Source organism: Paenibacillus sp. Cedars (assembly GCF_003184205.1).
GTDB classification, from domain to species: Bacteria; Bacillota; Bacilli; order Paenibacillales; family Paenibacillaceae; genus Paenibacillus_AQ; species Paenibacillus_AQ glucanolyticus.
The window spans coordinates 5,748,528-5,765,000 of the sequence record NZ_CP020866.1; the positions used below are offsets into that span (position 1 = coordinate 5,748,528).

The window sequence follows — 16,473 nt, forward strand, 5'->3', positions numbered from 1 at the left end:
AGTGCTTGTCTTTATTATACATTGTTTTCTCCCACATTCAAAAGCACCATCTCCCGCTTCCGGTTACGGAAGGTTGCGATTTCCCGAACACCCAGCTCGGATAACAGTGCCCGTGCCTGATCCAGATGTTCACCGAGCTTCTTCGGCTGATGGGCATCCGACCCTAAAGTCAACGGGATACCGAGTCGGACCGCTTCCTCCAGCATGCGGCGGCTTGGGAACATTTCCTCGCATGCCTTCGATAATCCGGAAGCATTCAGCTCCATGGCAGTCCCGCTGTGAGCTACGGCAGCAAGCGCTGCTTGTTCCAGAGCGATCACGTCCAGCTTCTGATCGGGACCTGGTCCATATCCGAATCGTTTAATCACGTCCAGATGGCCCATGATATCATAGAATCCGGTTGCGGCGGCTTTCTGTACCGCATCATAATATTGACCGTAGACCTCAAGCGGATCCTTGCCATCCCAGCCGTGGGTCTGGCGATAATCCGTGATGTCCCATTCTCCCAGAAAGTGTACGGAGCCTATCACATAATCCCAGGGATAGTCCCTCACGATTCGCTCGATTTGTTCTTCATATCCCTCGATATAATCGCCTTCAAGTCCGATCCGAATGTCGATCTGTCCCCTGTAACGATCCTTTAACAGCAAGCATTCCTCCACGTAACGCGGCAGCTCGTCCATCGGCATCGCCATTTCAGGGTAATAGTCCTCTGGATTGACGTGGATTAAGGGCATGTGATCCGACAAACCCAGTTGATCCATCCCAAGCTCAACAGCGCGCCGCACATACTCCTCCAGCTGGCCTTCAGCATGTCCGCAGCGGGCATGGTGGGTATGGTAATCTATATGCATGGGCAGCTCTCCTCCTAATCGCGGCGCGGCCGTTCATGGCGGCGGCTCAGCTCATCCATGATCTCATCCAGCGGCAGCTTCCGTTCCTGCAGGAGCACCAGCAGGTGGTAGATCAGATCGCTGATTTCAAGTTTAAGCTCGGCATTGTCTTTATTTTTGGCAGCGATGATCGTTTCCGAGGCCTCTTCGCCCACCTTCTTGAGGATCTTATCAACGCCTTTATCAAACAAATAGGTCGTATAAGCGCCTTCCGGACGCTCGATCTCACGCTGGGCAATGACCTCTTCCAGCTCGGCAAGAACGGCAAAGCGCTCCCCAGATTCCGCCGCGGTACCCTGATTGGCAGGCTCACTCTGTTGACCCGGAACGGTAATCTCATTATGGAAGCAGGTCGTTTGACCGGTATGGCAGGCCGGTCCGTTCGGATTCACCTTCACCAAGAGGGTGTCCCCATCACAGTCATACGTCATGGAAACCACCGTCTGCACGTTCCCGGAGGTGGCCCCTTTATGCCACAACTCCTCACGCGAACGGCTCCAGAACCAAGTCTCGCCGCTTTCCAGCGTTAATCGCAGCGATTCCCGGTTCATATAAGCCATCATCAGCACCTCCTTGCTCTGTGCATCCTGTACGATCGTCGGTACCAGGCCTGCCCCGTCCCATCGAATATGCTCGCTGACCTGCTCCAGAGATAAATCTTTCAACATATCGTCGCTCACCGTATCTCCACTCCTTTTTGACTAAGATGCAACTTCAGATGAGGGATCGAGATTTCTTTATAGTGGAATATCGTTGCCGCCAGACCCGCATCCGCTTTGCCTGTTGTGAACACATCATAGAAGTGATCCTCACGCCCAGCGCCGCCGGAAGCGATGACCGGGATCCCTACCGCCGAGGATACAGCCGACGTCAGCGCCAGATCGAACCCGTCCTTAGTGCCATCGGCATCCATACTGGTTAACAAAATCTCGCCCGCACCTAAACTCTCCGCCTGCTTCACCCAGTCCAGCGCTTTAATGCCGGTAGGCGTACGTCCGCCATGCGTGTATACTTCCCATTCTTCCCACGTTTCGTTGTACTTGGCATCAATCGCCACAACGATGCATTGGGAGCCGAATTTGCGCGCTCCGGCCGAGATGAGCTCCGGCTGTCTTACCGCCGCCGTGTTCACCCCGATTTTATCCGCGCCTGCCCGCAGAATCCGCTTCATGTCCTCGACAGACGAAATGCCCCCCCCAACGGTAAAAGGTATGGCGATTTCTCCGGCCGTTCGGCGAACAACTTCCTCCATCGTTGCCCGGCCCTCTACCGATGCCGAAATATCCAGAAAGACAAGCTCGTCTGCGCCTTCACGGTCATAGAGCGCCGCCAATTCGACCGGATCGCCCGCATCGCGGAGATTTACAAAATTAACACCCTTCACCACCCGGCCGTCTTTCACGTCCAGGCAAGGAATGATCCGTTTTGCCAGCATGCCGTTCCCCTCTTCCTCTATAAACTCTATCGATCAACCACTTATTTGAACGGCCTCTAAGTCCAGCCTTACTTGATTCTCGTAACAGCCTCATACAGATCGATGCTGCCTGTATACAGCGCTTTGCCTACAATGGCTCCGCCTACACCGTCCCCGCTGTGCGCGCTGAGCGCCAGCAGATCGTCCAGCTTTGTCACGCCGCCCGAAGCGATAACCGAACGGCCGCTGGCTTTCGCAAGCGAGACAATCGCTTCCACACTAGGTCCCTGCATCATACCGTCACGCGAAATGTCCGTAAAGATGAAGGTTTCCGCCCCTTTGGATGCCAGTTCTTTTGCCAGCACCTCGGCCTGCACCTCGGATGTTTCCAGCCAGCCACGTGTTGCGACATATCCGTTACGGGCATCGATTCCGATAGCCACCTTATCACCGTACTTGCCCAGCACCTCTTCCGTAAAGACGCGATCCTCGATGGCAGCTGTACCGATAATGACCCGGCTTACGCCTAGTGTGAGCAGCCGCTCCACATCCGCCAGCGTGCGAAGGCCTCCTCCTACTTGAACCGGAACCTGGACACTTGCCGCGATTCTCCCAATGATATCGTGATTGATCGGTTGACCCGCCTTCGCTCCGTCCAAATCCACCAGATGAATGAATCGGCCGCCCTGCTCCTCCCACGATTTTGCCACCTCTAGCGGATTGTCATTGTATACCGTTTCTTGATTATAATCGCCCTGAACGAGCCTGACGCACTTACCTCCGCGAATATCGATTGCCGGATATATGATAAAAGAGGACATCCCCATTCCCACTTTCCTTTGGTCTATTTGGTAGCCTTACGTCGTTAAAAGCAAGAAATTACGAAGCAAACTCATGCCGAGCTCCCCGCTCTTCTCCGGGTGAAACTGCATGCCGTACACAGAACCCCGGCCTACTATGGCCGTCACTGGTTGGCCATAATCGGTAGCCGCCAGCAAATCGGTCTGAACCTCAGGAAGAACATGATACGAGTGGACAAAATACACATGACCTTCCTCAAGCCCCGCAAACAGCGGATGCTCCCGCTTCTCGAACTGCAATGAATTCCAGCCCATATGCGGCACTTTATAGTCGCCACCCGCAAACCGCACAACCGATCCGGGCAAAATATTCAGCCCTTCATGATTCCCGTGCTCTTCGCTTCGGCTAAACAGGAGCTGCATGCCAAGGCAGATCCCAAGCAGAGGCTTCCCTGCGTCCGCAGCTTCCTTCATGACCGAGTCCAGCGAGGTTTCGCGCAGCTGCTCCATGGCATCTCCGAATGCGCCGACGCCGGGAAGGATAATACCATCTGCAGCTAAGATTTCATCCCGCTCCCCGGTGACAAGCGGCTTATACCCAAGCCGCTCCACCGCTTTGCCAACGCTGTGCAGGTTGCCCATGCCGTAATCCACAATTGCAATCGCCATCGATTAGAGCACTCCCTTCGTGGAGGGCACGCCGGTCACCCGCGGATCCACGCTGGTCGCCTCATCCAATGCACGGCCCAGTGCCTTAAACACCGCTTCAATCATATGGTGTGTATTGTGTCCGTAATGAACGATGACATGCAGCGTGATCCGGGCTTCCAGCGCCAATTTCCACAGAAATTCATGCACGAGCTCGGTATGGAAGGAACCGACCTGCTGCGAAGGATACTCGGCCCGATACTCAAAATGCGGACGGTTGCTGATATCCACGATGACTTGAGCAAGCGCCTCATCCATCGGTACAAACACACTGGCGTACCGCTTAATCCCTTTTTTATCGCCCAACGCCTCGCGGAACGTCTGCCCCAGGCAAATCCCGATATCCTCCACCGTGTGGTGATCATCAATCTCGATGTCCCCTTTTGCCTTCACGCGAAGATCAAAGTGACCATGCTTCGTAAACAAATCCAGCATATGATTCAGGAACGGTACATCGGTTTCCAATTCGGAGATCCCGGTGCCGTCTACATTGAAATCCAGGGTAATGTCGGTCTCATTGGTTTTGCGGCTCACGCCGGCTGATCTTGCTGCTGCATCCAAACTACTCACGATTGATTGCCTCCTCTATACGGATATCCATACTAAATGGATGACTTTTGTTCTTCTCTGCTGTTTATCGTTCATGATCAAGCCGAATCCCGATCGCCCGGGCATGACCCTCAAATCCTTCACGGCGCGCCAGCTCCATAATCTGCTCACCGTCACGCAGCAAGGCTTCTTTGCTATAGTAGATCAAGCTGGATTTTTTAATAAAATCGTCCAGATCGACCGGCGATGCAAACCGTGCCGTACCATTTGTCGGAATGATATGATTCGGTCCCGCAAAATAATCGCCCACCGGCTCGGAGCTGTATGGTCCTAGGAAGATAGCTCCCGCATTCTCAATCTGGCCCACGATCGCCATCGGCTCCTCCGTCACAATCTCCAGATGCTCCGGCGCCAGCCGGTTAATGACTTCGATTCCTTCCCTCAGGGACTCGGTTATGATCACCGCGCCGTAACTGTCCACGGAAGCACGGGCAATATCACGTCGCGGCAGCAGCTCGAGCTGTCGCTGCACTTCAGCGACAACGGCTTCACCCAGCTTGCGGGAAGGTGTCACCAGAATAGCGGAAGCCATCTCATCATGCTCCGCCTGGGAGAGCAAATCCGCCGCTATATAGGAAGCATCCGCACTGTCGTCGGCCAATACCGCAATCTCGCTCGGACCGGCCAGGCTGTCAATATTGACCGCACCGTACACTTCACGCTTGGCCAGCGCCACGTAAATGTTGCCAGGTCCGCAAATTTTATCGACAGGAGAGATGGTCTCCGTTCCATAAGCCAGCGCAGCTATCGCTTGTGCTCCTCCTACGCGGTAGATTTCCGTAACGCCAGCCTCCGCAGCAGCCACCAGGATATAAGGATTGATTCCATCCTGACCGCCGGTCGAAGGTGGCGTCACCATGACAATCTCGGGAACTCCCGCCACTTGGGCAGGGATGACATTCATCAGGACCGATGAGGGATATGCCGCTTTTCCGCCAGGTACATATACACCCACACGCTGCAACGGACGAATGATCTGTCCCAGTATGCTGCCATCAGCTTGAAAATCCATCCAGGAATTTCGTTTCTGCTTCACATGAAATCTACGAATGTTATCCGCTGCTGCCTGAATCGCCTTCACGAACGAAGGCTCCACATGACCATAAGCCGCTTTGAGCTCTTCCTCCGTTACGCGAAGCTGGTCCGCAGTCAGATGGATGCGATCCAATTGCTCAGTATGCCGCAGCAAGGCAGCATCCCCTTCGATTCGGATATCCCGCACAATCGCCTTAACGACTTCGTTCTGCTCCGGTGTGCCATAATCGGTCTCCCGCTTCAGCTTAAAATCCTGTGCTGATACAACCTTCACCTTAATCTCCCCCTATCCCGCTGCATGATCCCTACCGTGAAACATGAGCTCCCTCAGACATGATGGCCTTGTGCAGCCGATCGCACAATGCCTGAATTTCATCATTCTTCATCCGATAGCTCACACGATTGGCAATGAGACGACTCGTAATTTCAAAAATGCTGGTCATCTCCACCAGTCCGTTCTCCTTGAGTGTCTGACCCGTCTCGACCATATCGACAATACGATCTGCCAAGCCGATGAGCGGTGCAAGCTCAATGGAACCATTCAGCTTAACCACCTCGACCTGCTGACCCTGCTCACGGAAATACTGTGATGCCACATTCGGATATTTGGTTGCCACCCGCTGAGTAATGCCCGGCTTCCAATCTGGCAAGCCAATAACCGACATCCTGCACCGCGCGATTCCGAGATCGAGCAGCTCATAAACGTCTTTGTTCTCCTCCATCAGCACATCCTTGCCCACGATACCGATATCGGCGACACCGTATTCCACATAAGTCGGCACATCCACCGGCTTCGCTAGAATAAATTCCATTCCTGCCTCCGGCAAGGAAATGACCAGCTTTCGCGTTTCATCCACATCGAGGGGAATCGGTAGTCCGGCCGAACGGAACAGCGCGGATGCTTTTTTATATATACGCCCTTTGGGCATCGCTACTTTCAACGTTTCCGCCACGTTCAAATCCTCCTAACCTTAACTTATATAAAAGATGAATCACGTCCAGGTTCTATTGAAGTGTGATAATCTCCCGGTATCCTCTATGGAGCAAACTCCCGGATATGACAGGAGCCCCTTCGTCTCCACCGTTTGCATGATCCGAAATAATTGAAGTTATAACCGTATGACCCTGTGCGCGAAGATCAGCCGCCTTAGCTAATCCTTTCTTCCGATAAGAAGCCGTGTAACGAATGAGAACAGGAAGGTCTTCCACAATCTCGGAACCCTGTACTCCATCCAATATACGGTTGGTCTTGATGGCAAAACCTGTTGCCGGAACCGCACGGCCAAACTGCTGGAGCAGTTTGTCATAACGACCACCGCTTGCCACAGGGGAGCCTAATTCCGCCGCATAGCCCTCGAACGTCATCCCTGTGTAATAGGAGAAGTCCCCGAGCATGGTGAGATCAAACAGAACATGCCTGGAGACATCGTATGCCTCCAGCACCTCCCACACCTTGCATAGATGCTCAATAGAAGCCCTGGCGAGGTCATTGCTGCTAATTTCAAGAGCTTGACCGGCAATCTCCCGGCCACCGCGCAATCTTAGAATTCCTTCTAACTGTTCTTGCTGTCCTGGGGCCAGTTGCAGGCTGGCGATGGTATTCCGGTATCCGACGTAATCCCGATTCAGCAGATCCTGCTTTAAACTTTCTTGATCTTCAGCCCGCTCAGGAAGCACCTGCTGGAGCAGACCATTAAGATAACCCATATGTCCCATCGCAATCTTAAATCTCTCGACGCCTGCCGCCTTGAGCGATTCAATGGCCAATGCTATCACTTCGGCATCCGCCTCAGGGGAATCATCGCCTACAAGCTCAACACCCGTCTGGAAGAATTCCGCTTCCCGTCCCGCTTCCTCTTCAATCGCGCGAAACACATTGGCATGGTATGACAAACGCACCGGAAGCGGCTCATCTTTCAGCAGTGATGACATGACCCGCGCTATCGGAGCCGTAAGATCAGATCGAAGCACCATTGTTGTTCCACGTTTATTAAGTAATTTAAACAGTTTTTGGTCCGACGTAGAGCTTGCTACGCCTACTGTATCGTAATATTCCATCGTTGGTGTCATGATCTGCCGGTATCCCCAGCGGTCCATGCACGCAAGCACTTCACGTTCAATCCGGCGCAGCTTGGTGACTGCATGGGGTAGATAATCACGAACACCTGCCGGTTTCTCGAAGCCTTTTGGTTTAGACATGAAGCTCCACCTCAAATCAGAAAAAGTCTTTAATATGGTAAAGTGTTACCTTGCTAATAAATTAAAGGATATTGGCTATATTACCATGAATAGATCCCGATCGTCAATGCATGGGAAATGCGTACATCTATGTATCGTTCTCTGTTTCTAATGACATTAGCCGCCCCAGGGCCAGCTTCACTTCTGGGTATAATTGTAACACAAGAACGAGCAGTAGTGGCTGGCTTGGCTTGTGATCATCCCCAGCGATGCCTTATGCGCACCCATACAAAAAGCCGCCCGATTGCCGGACGGCTTGGTTCATGATCGTTGGTATGAGATGAAATTATGCCTGCTATGATTACAGATATTACAATTACAGATCAACCGACTTCTTGCTGTCGCCTGTAACGGTATCCTTTTTTTGTGACGGCGTCTTGGGTGCTTTGGATGATGGTTTTAACGAACGCGGCACGCTGCCAAGCAGCATCCAGGAGCCCGGGATCCACCGGAACATGGTTTGCACCACAAGCGCACTGACAATCAGCGCGGTTACCATACCGCCATATACCCAAATGAGATAATCATCGGTTACTGGGTTCAGCTTCAGATCGTATTCCCGATACAAGAACAGCCACAATGGATGCACCAGATATATCGCGAACGATAGCTCGCCAATCCGTGTCAGGACCTTAACGATGAGTTTCCAACCGCTATTGTACAGCCAGCTTGCCAGCTGCATCAGCACAATCGCAGAGAAGACGGTATGCAGATTCCACAGCAGCTCGTACAACAGGGAATCGTATTTGGCACCGTGCAATCGCTGATTGTACCAGATTTGCACATGAGCCAGTGCCACCGCGATCCATCCGGCCCACAACACGACCGTGCCTGCCCTTTGACCCGAAGTCTGCTTCTTCCATGAGGACGTTAACCAGCCCTTGAATTTATCGTAATTCATCGCCAGGTAAGCGCCCAGCATGTAATAGGCTAGATAAGAGATAGCCAAGCTGCCTTTAAACGTATATTGCAGTTCATACTTATTCCATAAGATGAAGCCCCATTGGAGCAGGAATCCGATCGGAACCGCCCACCGCACCAGAAACCGGGACGATTTGAACAGCTTGAGGAAGATCGGGAACAGAATGTAGAACTGCAAACTGATGAATACAAAATATAAGTGCGTATAGTTCTGTCCGCGAATCAGACGCTCAAAGAAAAGCGGCATTTGTGCCCATAGATCAAACGAACTGTTCAGCAGTCCATTCTGATACATCCGAACAAAGAAGTAGAGGATAGAGAACAGCACATAAGGCAGCAGAATATACAAAAGCCGCCGTTTGTAGAAGTTCTTGATCAAATCCTTGGTCAATGGACGGTCTGCATAGTTATAGAACAACACAAAACTGCTCAGAAATATAAACGAAGGTGTGCCGTATTTAAAGAAGATATTCAAAAAATTAATAATATAATAGAACCGCGAATCGATTGCATCCACCGTTGCAAATGAAGTCGCATGTACGTGAAGCACGCCCAGAATAGCCATCGCACGATAGATATCGAGTTGCGGCAGCCTTTCCTTTTTGTTCAGCGTAGCACTCATATCAGGCGTCGCCTCCTTTTATTTCAGCTTTTTCATAGAGTCCATGTATAAGGCGGCGGGCAAAAAAGTCCCTCAAGGCCATTACCCAGGGGACTATAGTTCGCTTTCTGTCATGTCATCCTCATCTCATTTTACAATAAATCCGACAGCTTGAGAACCTGACATGTCATATTACCTCAAATTGACTCACTTTCCGTCGATGTCCTCTTCAGCTCTCGCAATGGATTCCCGCCTACAAAGACACCTGGTGACACATCCTTATGTACAACAGATCCTGCAGCAACAACCGCTCCATCCCCAATGGTTACACCAGGCAATATCGTTGTGTTCGCGCCGATCAGTACGTTCTCCCCAATCCATACCTCTCCTAGGCGATATTCCTTGATTAAATACTCATGTGCAAGAATGGTTGTATTGTAGCCGATCACCGAATTCTCACCGATGGTTATTTTCTCAGGAAAAAACACATCCACCATGACCATCAGTCCAAACGCAGCATGCGGACCTACCTTCATCCCGAGCATATGGCGGTATATCCAGTTCTTCATGGGCAGGATGGGGCAATAGCGCGCCAGCTGGATAAAGATGAAGTTCTTCACGCCCTTAAACGGGCTAACGGTACGGTAGATTTGCCACAGCGCGTTCGGCCCTTCTACAGGATAACGGGTAATCTTTCTGGCCATGCTGCCAAAACTCCTATTCCTCTGGAAGTCCTACGATATCGTACAGATCTCTCATATCCCTCAAAATAAAATCCGGACCATACTCCTTCAGCTTCAGTTCACCCTTCAGGGACCAGGCTGCTGCGGCAGCCTTAACGCCTGCCGCCTTCGCAGACTGAATATCGACTGGACTGTCACCGATCATCAACGTTGTCTCCGGGTTCGCACCCAGCCGCTCTATCGCTGTCAGAACGGGTTCGGGATGCGGTTTGGGGTGTTCTACATCATTCACCGTAACAATCGCAGACATGAAGCGTTCGAGATCGAACTTCTCCAAAGTCATCATCGTGGAGGGACGGATCTTCGTCGTTACGATGCCGAGGGTTAACCCGTGTCGATGAAGACGCTCCACGACTTCATTCACATGCGGGAATGGTCTGACCATCTCATCATGATGAAGCGTGTTGAACGAGCGGTAGGCTGTTACAAACGGGCTCACATCTTCGACGCCCCCCGAGAAAGCCTGCAGCTGCTGTTCAAGCGTTGTCCCCATATGCGGAATGATCTGCTCTCTGGTCAAAGGTCCTGGAGTCTGAGACTCGAATACATGCAGAAACGATGAGATGATCAATTCATTCGTATCAATAATGGTGCCGTCCAAATCAAACAGTACGGTTTCAATCATGCTGCAACTACTCCTTTTTGTCCTCCGTATCTGGTTTTATAACCGGAGTCTCATCCACCTGCGTTTGCTTGGCCTCCGTCTCCTGAGCTTGGGTAAGAGGGCTCTTATCAACAAGTTCCGCTGTTTCCACTGTCTCTTTATGATTTTTCGAAGAAGTTGCCGCCGGGGATTTCACTGTTTTATTCGTTTGCAGCTCCGCCTCCGGGGTTGGGCTGACTCCTGCTTTGGTGGACACGATCGGATCCAGATAACGCACATTCGCTCGACCTGTCACACGGCGTACAATAATCAGTATGATGCCTGCAATAATAAACAAGACAGACAACAGCTGTGAGATACGGATGTTTCCGTAGGCTGGATCCAGATGGCCCAGTTCAAAGCCCATCCAGGTCATCGGTGCCCATAGCGTATTGTTAATGAAGTCGGCAAGGCCGGTAGAGCCTTGAAATGCCAAACTGTCCGTGCGCACCGCTTCAATGAAGAACCGGCCAATGGAATACCAGATGAAATATCCGATGAAAAGTTCGCCGGAACGCAAGAATTTTTGTCTCCGGATAATAAGCAGTACAACAATACCAACCAAATTCCACAATGATTCATATAAGAAGGTAGGATGATGGAATACGCCTTGTACATTCATCTGATTCACAATGAAATTAGGCAGATGCAGCTCCCCGCGCAAAAATGTTTCGCTTACAGGACCGCCATAGGCCTCCTGGTTGACGAAATTCCCCCAGCGTCCAATAATTTGGCCGGCCAATAGAGACGGAGCACAGATATCGGCAATTCGCCAGAACGAGTAGCCCCTTCTGCGAACAAAGATCAGCGCGCAAATAATCGCACCGATAAGTGCGCCGAATATCGCAATACCGCCATTCCATATTTTGAACACATCGAGGAAGTTATCCTTATAGTCTTCCCACTTAAAAGCAACATAATAAATGCGTGCACCGATGATGGCAGAAGGAACGCCGAGCAAGAGCAAGTCCATAAAGAATTCCTGCGGAATGCCAAAACGCTTGCCTTCGCGAATAGCCAGCAGCAGACCCGCCAGTGCCCCAAGCCCCAAAATCAAGCCATACCAATGAACACGCAGCGATCCGATGGAGAACGCCACCGGATCGATGAGCAATGTTTGCATCACTTATAACCTCCCTAGTCCTAGTCCAAATCGTCCATATCTTCAGCGATGGTTGCCGTCAGCTTGTTCGTAAACTGCAGTGCAGCATTAAGTCCCATTTGTTTCAATCTGTAGTTCATGGCTGCTACTTCAATAATAACCGCAAGGTTACGTCCTGGACGAACGGGAATGGTCACCAGAGGGATATCCGTCTCTATAATACGCGTGGTCTCTTCATCCAAACCCAGACGGTCATACTGCTTATCCTGCTGCCAGGCCTCCAAGCGAACAACGAGGGTGATCCGCTTGTTATTCCGAACAGCCCCGGCGCCGAATAATGTCATTACGTTAATAATACCGACTCCGCGAATCTCCAGAAGGTGACGAATCAACTCCGGCGCCGTGCCGTGAAGCTGAAAATCCGAGGTTTGGCGAATCTCAACCGCATCATCGGCAATTAACCGGTGTCCACGTTTTACAAGTTCGAGCGCTGTCTCGCTCTTCCCGATGCCGCTTGAACCGGTAATCAGCATACCCACGCCGTATACATCACACAATACACCATGAATGGTTGTAGTCGGTGCTAATTTTCGCTCCAGGAAGCTTGTGAATCGACTCGTTAGAATGGTAGTTGCCATACTGCTGCGCAGAATAGGCAAACCTCGCTCATTCCCGAGCTCAACCAATTCCTCCGGCACTTCCAGCGAACGCGTAACCACGATACACGGTGTTTCCTCCGTACACAGACTACGCATCCGTTCTTTACGTTCCTCCGGTTTCAGCATCCCGAAGAAAGCTAGCTCCGTGCGCCCCATAAGCTGTACACGCTCACGCGGATGGTACTCAAAATAGCCCGCCATTTCCAATCCTGGACGATTCAGATCGTCCGTTGTAATCTGACGTTTCAAGCCTTCCTCGCCTGCGATGACCTCCAGCTGAAACTGCTGGACCAGCTCGGATACCTTCACTTTCTTGGCCATGGTCTTACCCCTCTTCTTCCGTTGTATGTTGACATCACAACACAGCCGTTACACGGCTCATCTTGGATGATATATTTCATAATCTGGTTATTTCAAAAAAAATGTTTATTCAAAAAGTATTCTAATTCCTCGTCTTTATCTGTCATCAACATATGTCGCCACGTTCTAAACGCCGCTTTTTCCGCATGCACGAAACACTTATGTATGCCCTGCTTTGTGCTTATCTTATCGAAAAAAGCTACTGAATGCAATTCTCTTTGCCCTTCCGATAGGGACAATAGGCTTATATCTGCTGAGAAATGAAAATAAGTACCACTCTAAATGCCTCTTTCTCCTAAAAAAACCGCCCCTTGAGGGGCGGTTTTCAAGAGAATGCCGTATACCGGAGAATTAGTCTCCCAGCAACACGTTCAATTCGGACTCTTTATCAAAGATATGAACTTTGTTCATGTCGATTGCCAATTTAACATTATCGCTTTCACGTGTAGTAGAACGTCCGTCTACACGGCCGATAACAGTATCAGTACCCAATCCACTCAGATACAAGAGCATTTCGTGACCGAGGTTCTCAGTAACGTCAACTTTTGCATTGAAGATGGTGTTCGGGGAAGCTTCCAGGAATACTGGCTCTTCATGAATATCTTCAGGACGAAGACCCATGATGACTTCTTTACCGATCATCGATTTGTTTTTAAGAATTTGAGCTTTGCCGCCTGGAACCTGAACGTTCAGTCCCTCGGAAGTGAAGTACACGCCTCCGTTTTGTTCAGACAATTTACCGTTGATAAAGTTCATGGTTGGGGAACCGATGAAACCAGCAACGAACAAGTTGTTAGGGCTGTTGTACAGCTGTTCTGGGGAATCCGCTTGTTGAATGATACCGTCCTGCATAACTACGATACGGTCACCCATTGTCATAGCTTCTGTTTGGTCATGCGTTACGTAGATACAAGTGGTTTCAAGACGCTTAACCAGCTTCGTAATTTCAGCACGCATCTGACCGCGAAGTTTCGCATCCAAGTTGGAAAGCGGCTCATCCATCAAGAAGACTTGTGGATCACGGACAATCGCACGACCCAAGGCAACACGCTGACGCTGACCACCGGAAAGAGCTTTTGGCTTACGCTCGAGCAAATGCTCAATGTCCAAGATTTTAGCTGCTTCACGTACACGTTTATCGATTTCGTCTTTCTTCACTTTGCGGAGCTTCAAACCAAATGCCATGTTTTGATATACGTTCATATGTGGATACAAGGCGTAGGATTGGAATACCATCGCGATGTCACGATCTTTAGGTGCTACATCGTTAACAACACGGTCGCCAATGTAAAGTTTACCCTCAGAAATTTCCTCAAGTCCTGCGATCATACGCAATGTCGTGGACTTACCGCAACCGGAAGGACCTACCAATACCAAAAATTCTTTATCTTTAATATCCAAATTAACGTCAATTACAGTTGCTTTATCCGCACCTGCATACTTTTTGTAAATATGCTCTAAGCGTACACCAGCCATGTGCATTTGCCCCCTCATATGAATGTTATGAAATCGAATACAATTAATTTATAATCTTATATTACCCCATAGGCACCTGACTTGCTATACACAATCTGCACAAAAAACCTATTTCCTTTTCGTCACTTTATACAATAGAAGCGTAATTTTTACTAATACCGCATCACTGAAGCTGCGAACATCCAGACCCGTCTCCTGTTTGATCTTATCCAGACGATAGAGCAGCGTATTCCGGTGAATATACAGATGCTTGGCTGTCTCGCTCACGTTGCAGTCCAATTCAAAGAAGGACTCCAGCGTAGACAACGTCTCGCTATCCTCGAACAAATCGGTATGCCCTGCAGCATACTCCCGCAGGAACTGATTACGTTGATGCTCAGGGATACTGTATACCAAACGCTCCAGGTGGAGCCCGGTTGATAGATGGATATGTTCTTTAACCTGGAACGTGCGGCCGATTGTCATCGTCTCCCTCAACATTCCAACCGTCTGTGGCAAAGCATGAAGCGCATTAACGGCCGGTATAGCCGAGATATGGAAATCCCCGACCCATTCCGTTGAAACCAGCTCGTACAATCCCATACAGAACAGAGACAGTAAATCCTGATCGCCCTCGGCTGGGGTATCCTCTTTATCATCTGTCGTGATTCCATCCAACAGCTCTTGATTCGCAAGTATAATCCATTCTTTATCCAGAAGCGGCACCAGAATAATGTCCCCGTCAAAATAGCTTTTTAATAACCGCTGCAGCGCTTTATAACTCGGCGTCGGCGCGTGTTCGCTTTCATTAATCAGAAGGAATGGAACCATTTCCTCTGTTAAACTTGAGCGGAGCAGAAGCTCATCCGGCAATTCAGCTAACAGTTCTCCGGCTTGAAGACGTTCCTTTAACCATGAACCCAGCTGTTGAGCGCGCCGTTCATCTTCGACCTTAACGCTGCTTTTCGACACTATCCCTGGAGATGTCTCATGAATGCTCGACAATAAAAGGGTTATAAGGCCAATCTCCGACTCCGTCAGAACATTCCGATCTGCCACGATCACCCGGACAGGGTCCTGCCGATTAACCGGAATCCAAACCTCGTTAAGCGCTTCATATTCGTAGGCGCCAGCATGGGTTCGCTCTTTACGTGATGTCTCCCTTTCTCCACGGAAAATGGATCCAAGAGCCTCTTCCACATTATGATGACCGATGCGGTTGCCATGCCGCTGTGCGGCTGTCATGGATTCTTTTAGCCATGCCGCTTCTTGCGCGTTCAATGTTTTTAAACCGAGTGAGGTACCCAGGGTCTGCTCCAGCTTCTGAACGATGTGCTCCATCTCCACCATTGATGACTCCACCACTTTATCGTTTTTTTCTTATTTTAGCATATCGCCCTGTACAAACTACAATTCATTCATTGAAAGCAGATCGGTATGCAGCAAACTTATCTTCTGAAAAAACAAAAAGAGCCGTCAACAACGTTGACGACTCTTGGGATGAGCCATGAAGGACTCGAACCTTCGACACCCTGATTAAAAGTCAGGTGCTCTACCAACTGAGCTAATGGCTCTTATTACTGGTGGAGGATGATGGATTCGAACCACCGAACTCGGACGAGAACAGATTTACAGTCTGCTGCGTTTGGCCACTTCGCTAATCCTCCAGGATATAAAGGTGGCTCGGGACGGAATCGAACCGCCGACACGAGGATTTTCAGTCCTCTGCTCTACCGACTGAGCTACCGAGCCTTATGTAATTGACATAAAAATAAAGTGCGGAGTGTGACACTTCCCACTTTAATCTGTGGAAAACCAACCATTATTATTCCTATAAAGAAATAATGGCGGAACTGACGGGATTCGAACCCGCGATCTCCTGCGTGACAGGCAGGCATGTTAGGCCTCTACACCACAGTTCCGCATTGGTAAAGATGGTGCCGGCGAGAGGACTTGAACCCCCAACCTACTGATTACAAGTCAGTTGCTCTACCAATTGAGCTACACCGGCATGATATGGTAATAAAAATGAATACATGGTGGAGGCTGAGGGGTTCGAACCCCCGACCCTCTGCTTGTAAGGCAGATGCTCTCCCAGCTGAGCTAAGCCTCCAGGTATGTATGGTAGCGGCGGAGGGGATCGAACCCCCGACCTCACGGGTATGAACCGTACGCTCTAGCCAGCTGAGCTACACCGCCATATAAAACCAATTGCATGTAAGTTATTCAAATGGCGGAGAGAGAGGGATTCGAACCCTCGCACCGCTTACGCAGTCTAACCCCTTAGCAGAG

The 16,473-nt window shown here is 50.3% G+C and carries 16 protein-coding genes and 8 tRNA genes (1 of these 24 cut by a window edge); all 24 read right to left on the reverse strand.

Translation table 11 applies throughout. The features are described from left to right. Positions 1–14 precede the first annotated feature (14 nt). Positions 15–854, reverse strand: coding sequence for a histidinol-phosphatase HisJ (gene hisJ, locus B9D94_RS27690; RefSeq protein ID WP_006207527.1), 840 nt, complete (start codon positions 852–854; stop codon positions 15–17). 14 nt (positions 855–868) lie between these two features. After that, positions 869–1,573 carry a bifunctional phosphoribosyl-AMP cyclohydrolase/phosphoribosyl-ATP diphosphatase HisIE gene (gene hisIE / locus B9D94_RS27695; RefSeq protein WP_036644203.1) on the reverse strand — a complete coding sequence of 235 codons (705 nt, stop codon included), beginning with the start codon at positions 1,571–1,573 and terminating at the stop codon, positions 869–871. Continuing rightward, positions 1,570–2,328, reverse strand: coding sequence for an imidazole glycerol phosphate synthase subunit HisF (hisF, locus tag B9D94_RS27700; RefSeq protein ID WP_036644201.1), 759 nt, complete (start codon positions 2,326–2,328; stop codon positions 1,570–1,572). Before hisF ends, hisIE begins: the two co-directional genes overlap by 4 nt. 68 nt (positions 2,329–2,396) lie before the next feature. Continuing rightward, positions 2,397–3,128, reverse strand: a complete 732-nt coding sequence (gene hisA / locus B9D94_RS27705; RefSeq protein ID WP_172964006.1) for a 1-(5-phosphoribosyl)-5-[(5-phosphoribosylamino)methylideneamino]imidazole-4-carboxamide isomerase — start codon at positions 3,126–3,128, stop codon at positions 2,397–2,399. Between the two features lie 36 nt (positions 3,129–3,164). Then, positions 3,165–3,776: an imidazole glycerol phosphate synthase subunit HisH gene (gene hisH, locus B9D94_RS27710; protein ID WP_006207523.1), complete on the reverse strand. Its 612-nt coding sequence runs from the start codon at positions 3,774–3,776 to the stop codon at positions 3,165–3,167. A gap of 3 nt (positions 3,777–3,779) precedes the next feature. Next, a complete protein-coding gene (gene hisB / locus B9D94_RS27715) occupies positions 3,780–4,388 on the reverse strand; it encodes an imidazoleglycerol-phosphate dehydratase HisB (RefSeq protein ID WP_172964085.1) in 609 nt (202 codons plus the stop codon). Between the two features lie 61 nt (positions 4,389–4,449). Continuing rightward, positions 4,450–5,733, reverse strand: coding sequence for a histidinol dehydrogenase (gene hisD, locus B9D94_RS27720; protein WP_148248492.1), 1,284 nt, complete (start codon positions 5,731–5,733; stop codon positions 4,450–4,452). A 31-nt stretch (positions 5,734–5,764) separates the two neighbouring features. After that, on the reverse strand, positions 5,765–6,412 hold the full coding sequence (hisG, locus tag B9D94_RS27725) for an ATP phosphoribosyltransferase (RefSeq protein ID WP_006207521.1): 648 nt from the start codon (positions 6,410–6,412) through the stop codon (positions 5,765–5,767). Between the two features lie 52 nt (positions 6,413–6,464). Beyond that, positions 6,465–7,658, reverse strand: coding sequence for an ATP phosphoribosyltransferase regulatory subunit (locus tag B9D94_RS27730; RefSeq protein ID WP_148248493.1), 1,194 nt, complete (start codon positions 7,656–7,658; stop codon positions 6,465–6,467). Positions 7,659–8,013: 355 nt separating this feature from the next. After that, positions 8,014–9,240, reverse strand: a complete 1,227-nt coding sequence (locus tag B9D94_RS27735; protein WP_063478252.1) for an acyltransferase — start codon at positions 9,238–9,240, stop codon at positions 8,014–8,016. A gap of 176 nt (positions 9,241–9,416) precedes the next feature. Further along, positions 9,417–9,923, reverse strand: a complete 507-nt coding sequence (locus B9D94_RS27740; RefSeq protein ID WP_148248494.1) for an acyltransferase — start codon at positions 9,921–9,923, stop codon at positions 9,417–9,419. Positions 9,924–9,936: 13 nt separating this feature from the next. Further along, entirely contained in the window at positions 9,937–10,587 is a 651-nt protein-coding gene (gene ppaX / locus B9D94_RS27745) for a pyrophosphatase PpaX (protein ID WP_148248495.1), read from the reverse strand. A gap of 7 nt (positions 10,588–10,594) precedes the next feature. Continuing rightward, a complete protein-coding gene (gene lgt, locus B9D94_RS27750; protein WP_006207516.1) occupies positions 10,595–11,728 on the reverse strand; it encodes a prolipoprotein diacylglyceryl transferase in 1,134 nt (377 codons plus the stop codon). A gap of 20 nt (positions 11,729–11,748) precedes the next feature. Beyond that, on the reverse strand, positions 11,749–12,687 hold the full coding sequence (gene hprK, locus B9D94_RS27755) for an HPr(Ser) kinase/phosphatase (protein ID WP_006207515.1): 939 nt from the start codon (positions 12,685–12,687) through the stop codon (positions 11,749–11,751). 390 nt (positions 12,688–13,077) lie between these two features. Beyond that, a complete protein-coding gene (locus tag B9D94_RS27760) occupies positions 13,078–14,202 on the reverse strand; it encodes an ABC transporter ATP-binding protein (RefSeq protein WP_006207513.1) in 1,125 nt (374 codons plus the stop codon). 108 nt (positions 14,203–14,310) lie between these two features. Then, positions 14,311–15,531: a PucR family transcriptional regulator gene (locus B9D94_RS27765; RefSeq protein ID WP_006207512.1), complete on the reverse strand. Its 1,221-nt coding sequence runs from the start codon at positions 15,529–15,531 to the stop codon at positions 14,311–14,313. A gap of 151 nt (positions 15,532–15,682) precedes the next feature. Beyond that, a tRNA-Lys gene (locus tag B9D94_RS27770) sits at positions 15,683–15,755 on the reverse strand. Between the two features lie 7 nt (positions 15,756–15,762). Then, a tRNA-Tyr gene (locus B9D94_RS27775) sits at positions 15,763–15,848 on the reverse strand. A 12-nt stretch (positions 15,849–15,860) separates the two neighbouring features. After that, positions 15,861–15,933: transfer RNA gene (locus B9D94_RS27780), tRNA-Phe, on the reverse strand. A 93-nt stretch (positions 15,934–16,026) separates the two neighbouring features. Beyond that, positions 16,027–16,103, reverse strand: a tRNA-Asp gene (locus B9D94_RS27785). A gap of 13 nt (positions 16,104–16,116) precedes the next feature. Continuing rightward, a tRNA-Thr gene (locus B9D94_RS27790) sits at positions 16,117–16,192 on the reverse strand. 26 nt (positions 16,193–16,218) lie between these two features. Then, a tRNA-Val gene (locus tag B9D94_RS27795) sits at positions 16,219–16,294 on the reverse strand. A gap of 9 nt (positions 16,295–16,303) precedes the next feature. Beyond that, positions 16,304–16,380: transfer RNA gene (locus tag B9D94_RS27800), tRNA-Met, on the reverse strand. A gap of 32 nt (positions 16,381–16,412) precedes the next feature. Continuing rightward, positions 16,413–16,473 (reverse strand) — tRNA-Ser (locus tag B9D94_RS27805) (it continues 31 nt past the right edge of the window).

What these genes read in the sequence shown, in the direction of transcription:
- hisJ (WP_006207527.1), bottom strand. Translation starts at nt 854, where the DNA reads ATGCATATAGATTACCATACCCACCATGCCCGCTGCGGACATGCTGAA.
- hisF (WP_036644201.1), bottom strand. Translation starts at nt 2,328, where the DNA reads ATGCTGGCAAAACGGATCATTCCTTGCCTGGACGTGAAAGACGGCCGG.
- hisA (WP_172964006.1), bottom strand. Translation starts at nt 3,128, where the DNA reads ATGTCCTCTTTTATCATATATCCGGCAATCGATATTCGCGGAGGTAAG.
- hisH (WP_006207523.1), bottom strand. Translation starts at nt 3,776, where the DNA reads ATGGCGATTGCAATTGTGGATTACGGCATGGGCAACCTGCACAGCGTT.
- B9D94_RS27730 (WP_148248493.1), bottom strand. Translation starts at nt 7,658, where the DNA reads ATGTCTAAACCAAAAGGCTTCGAGAAACCGGCAGGTGTTCGTGATTAT.
- B9D94_RS27735 (WP_063478252.1), bottom strand. Translation starts at nt 9,240, where the DNA reads ATGAGTGCTACGCTGAACAAAAAGGAAAGGCTGCCGCAACTCGATATC.
- B9D94_RS27740 (WP_148248494.1), bottom strand. Translation starts at nt 9,923, where the DNA reads ATGGCCAGAAAGATTACCCGTTATCCTGTAGAAGGGCCGAACGCGCTG.
- ppaX (WP_148248495.1), bottom strand. Translation starts at nt 10,587, where the DNA reads ATGATTGAAACCGTACTGTTTGATTTGGACGGCACCATTATTGATACG.
- lgt (WP_006207516.1), bottom strand. Translation starts at nt 11,728, where the DNA reads ATGCAAACATTGCTCATCGATCCGGTGGCGTTCTCCATCGGATCGCTG.
- hprK (WP_006207515.1), bottom strand. Translation starts at nt 12,687, where the DNA reads ATGGCCAAGAAAGTGAAGGTATCCGAGCTGGTCCAGCAGTTTCAGCTG.
- B9D94_RS27760 (WP_006207513.1), bottom strand. Translation starts at nt 14,202, where the DNA reads ATGGCTGGTGTACGCTTAGAGCATATTTACAAAAAGTATGCAGGTGCG.
- B9D94_RS27765 (WP_006207512.1), bottom strand. Translation starts at nt 15,531, where the DNA reads ATGGTGGAGATGGAGCACATCGTTCAGAAGCTGGAGCAGACCCTGGGT.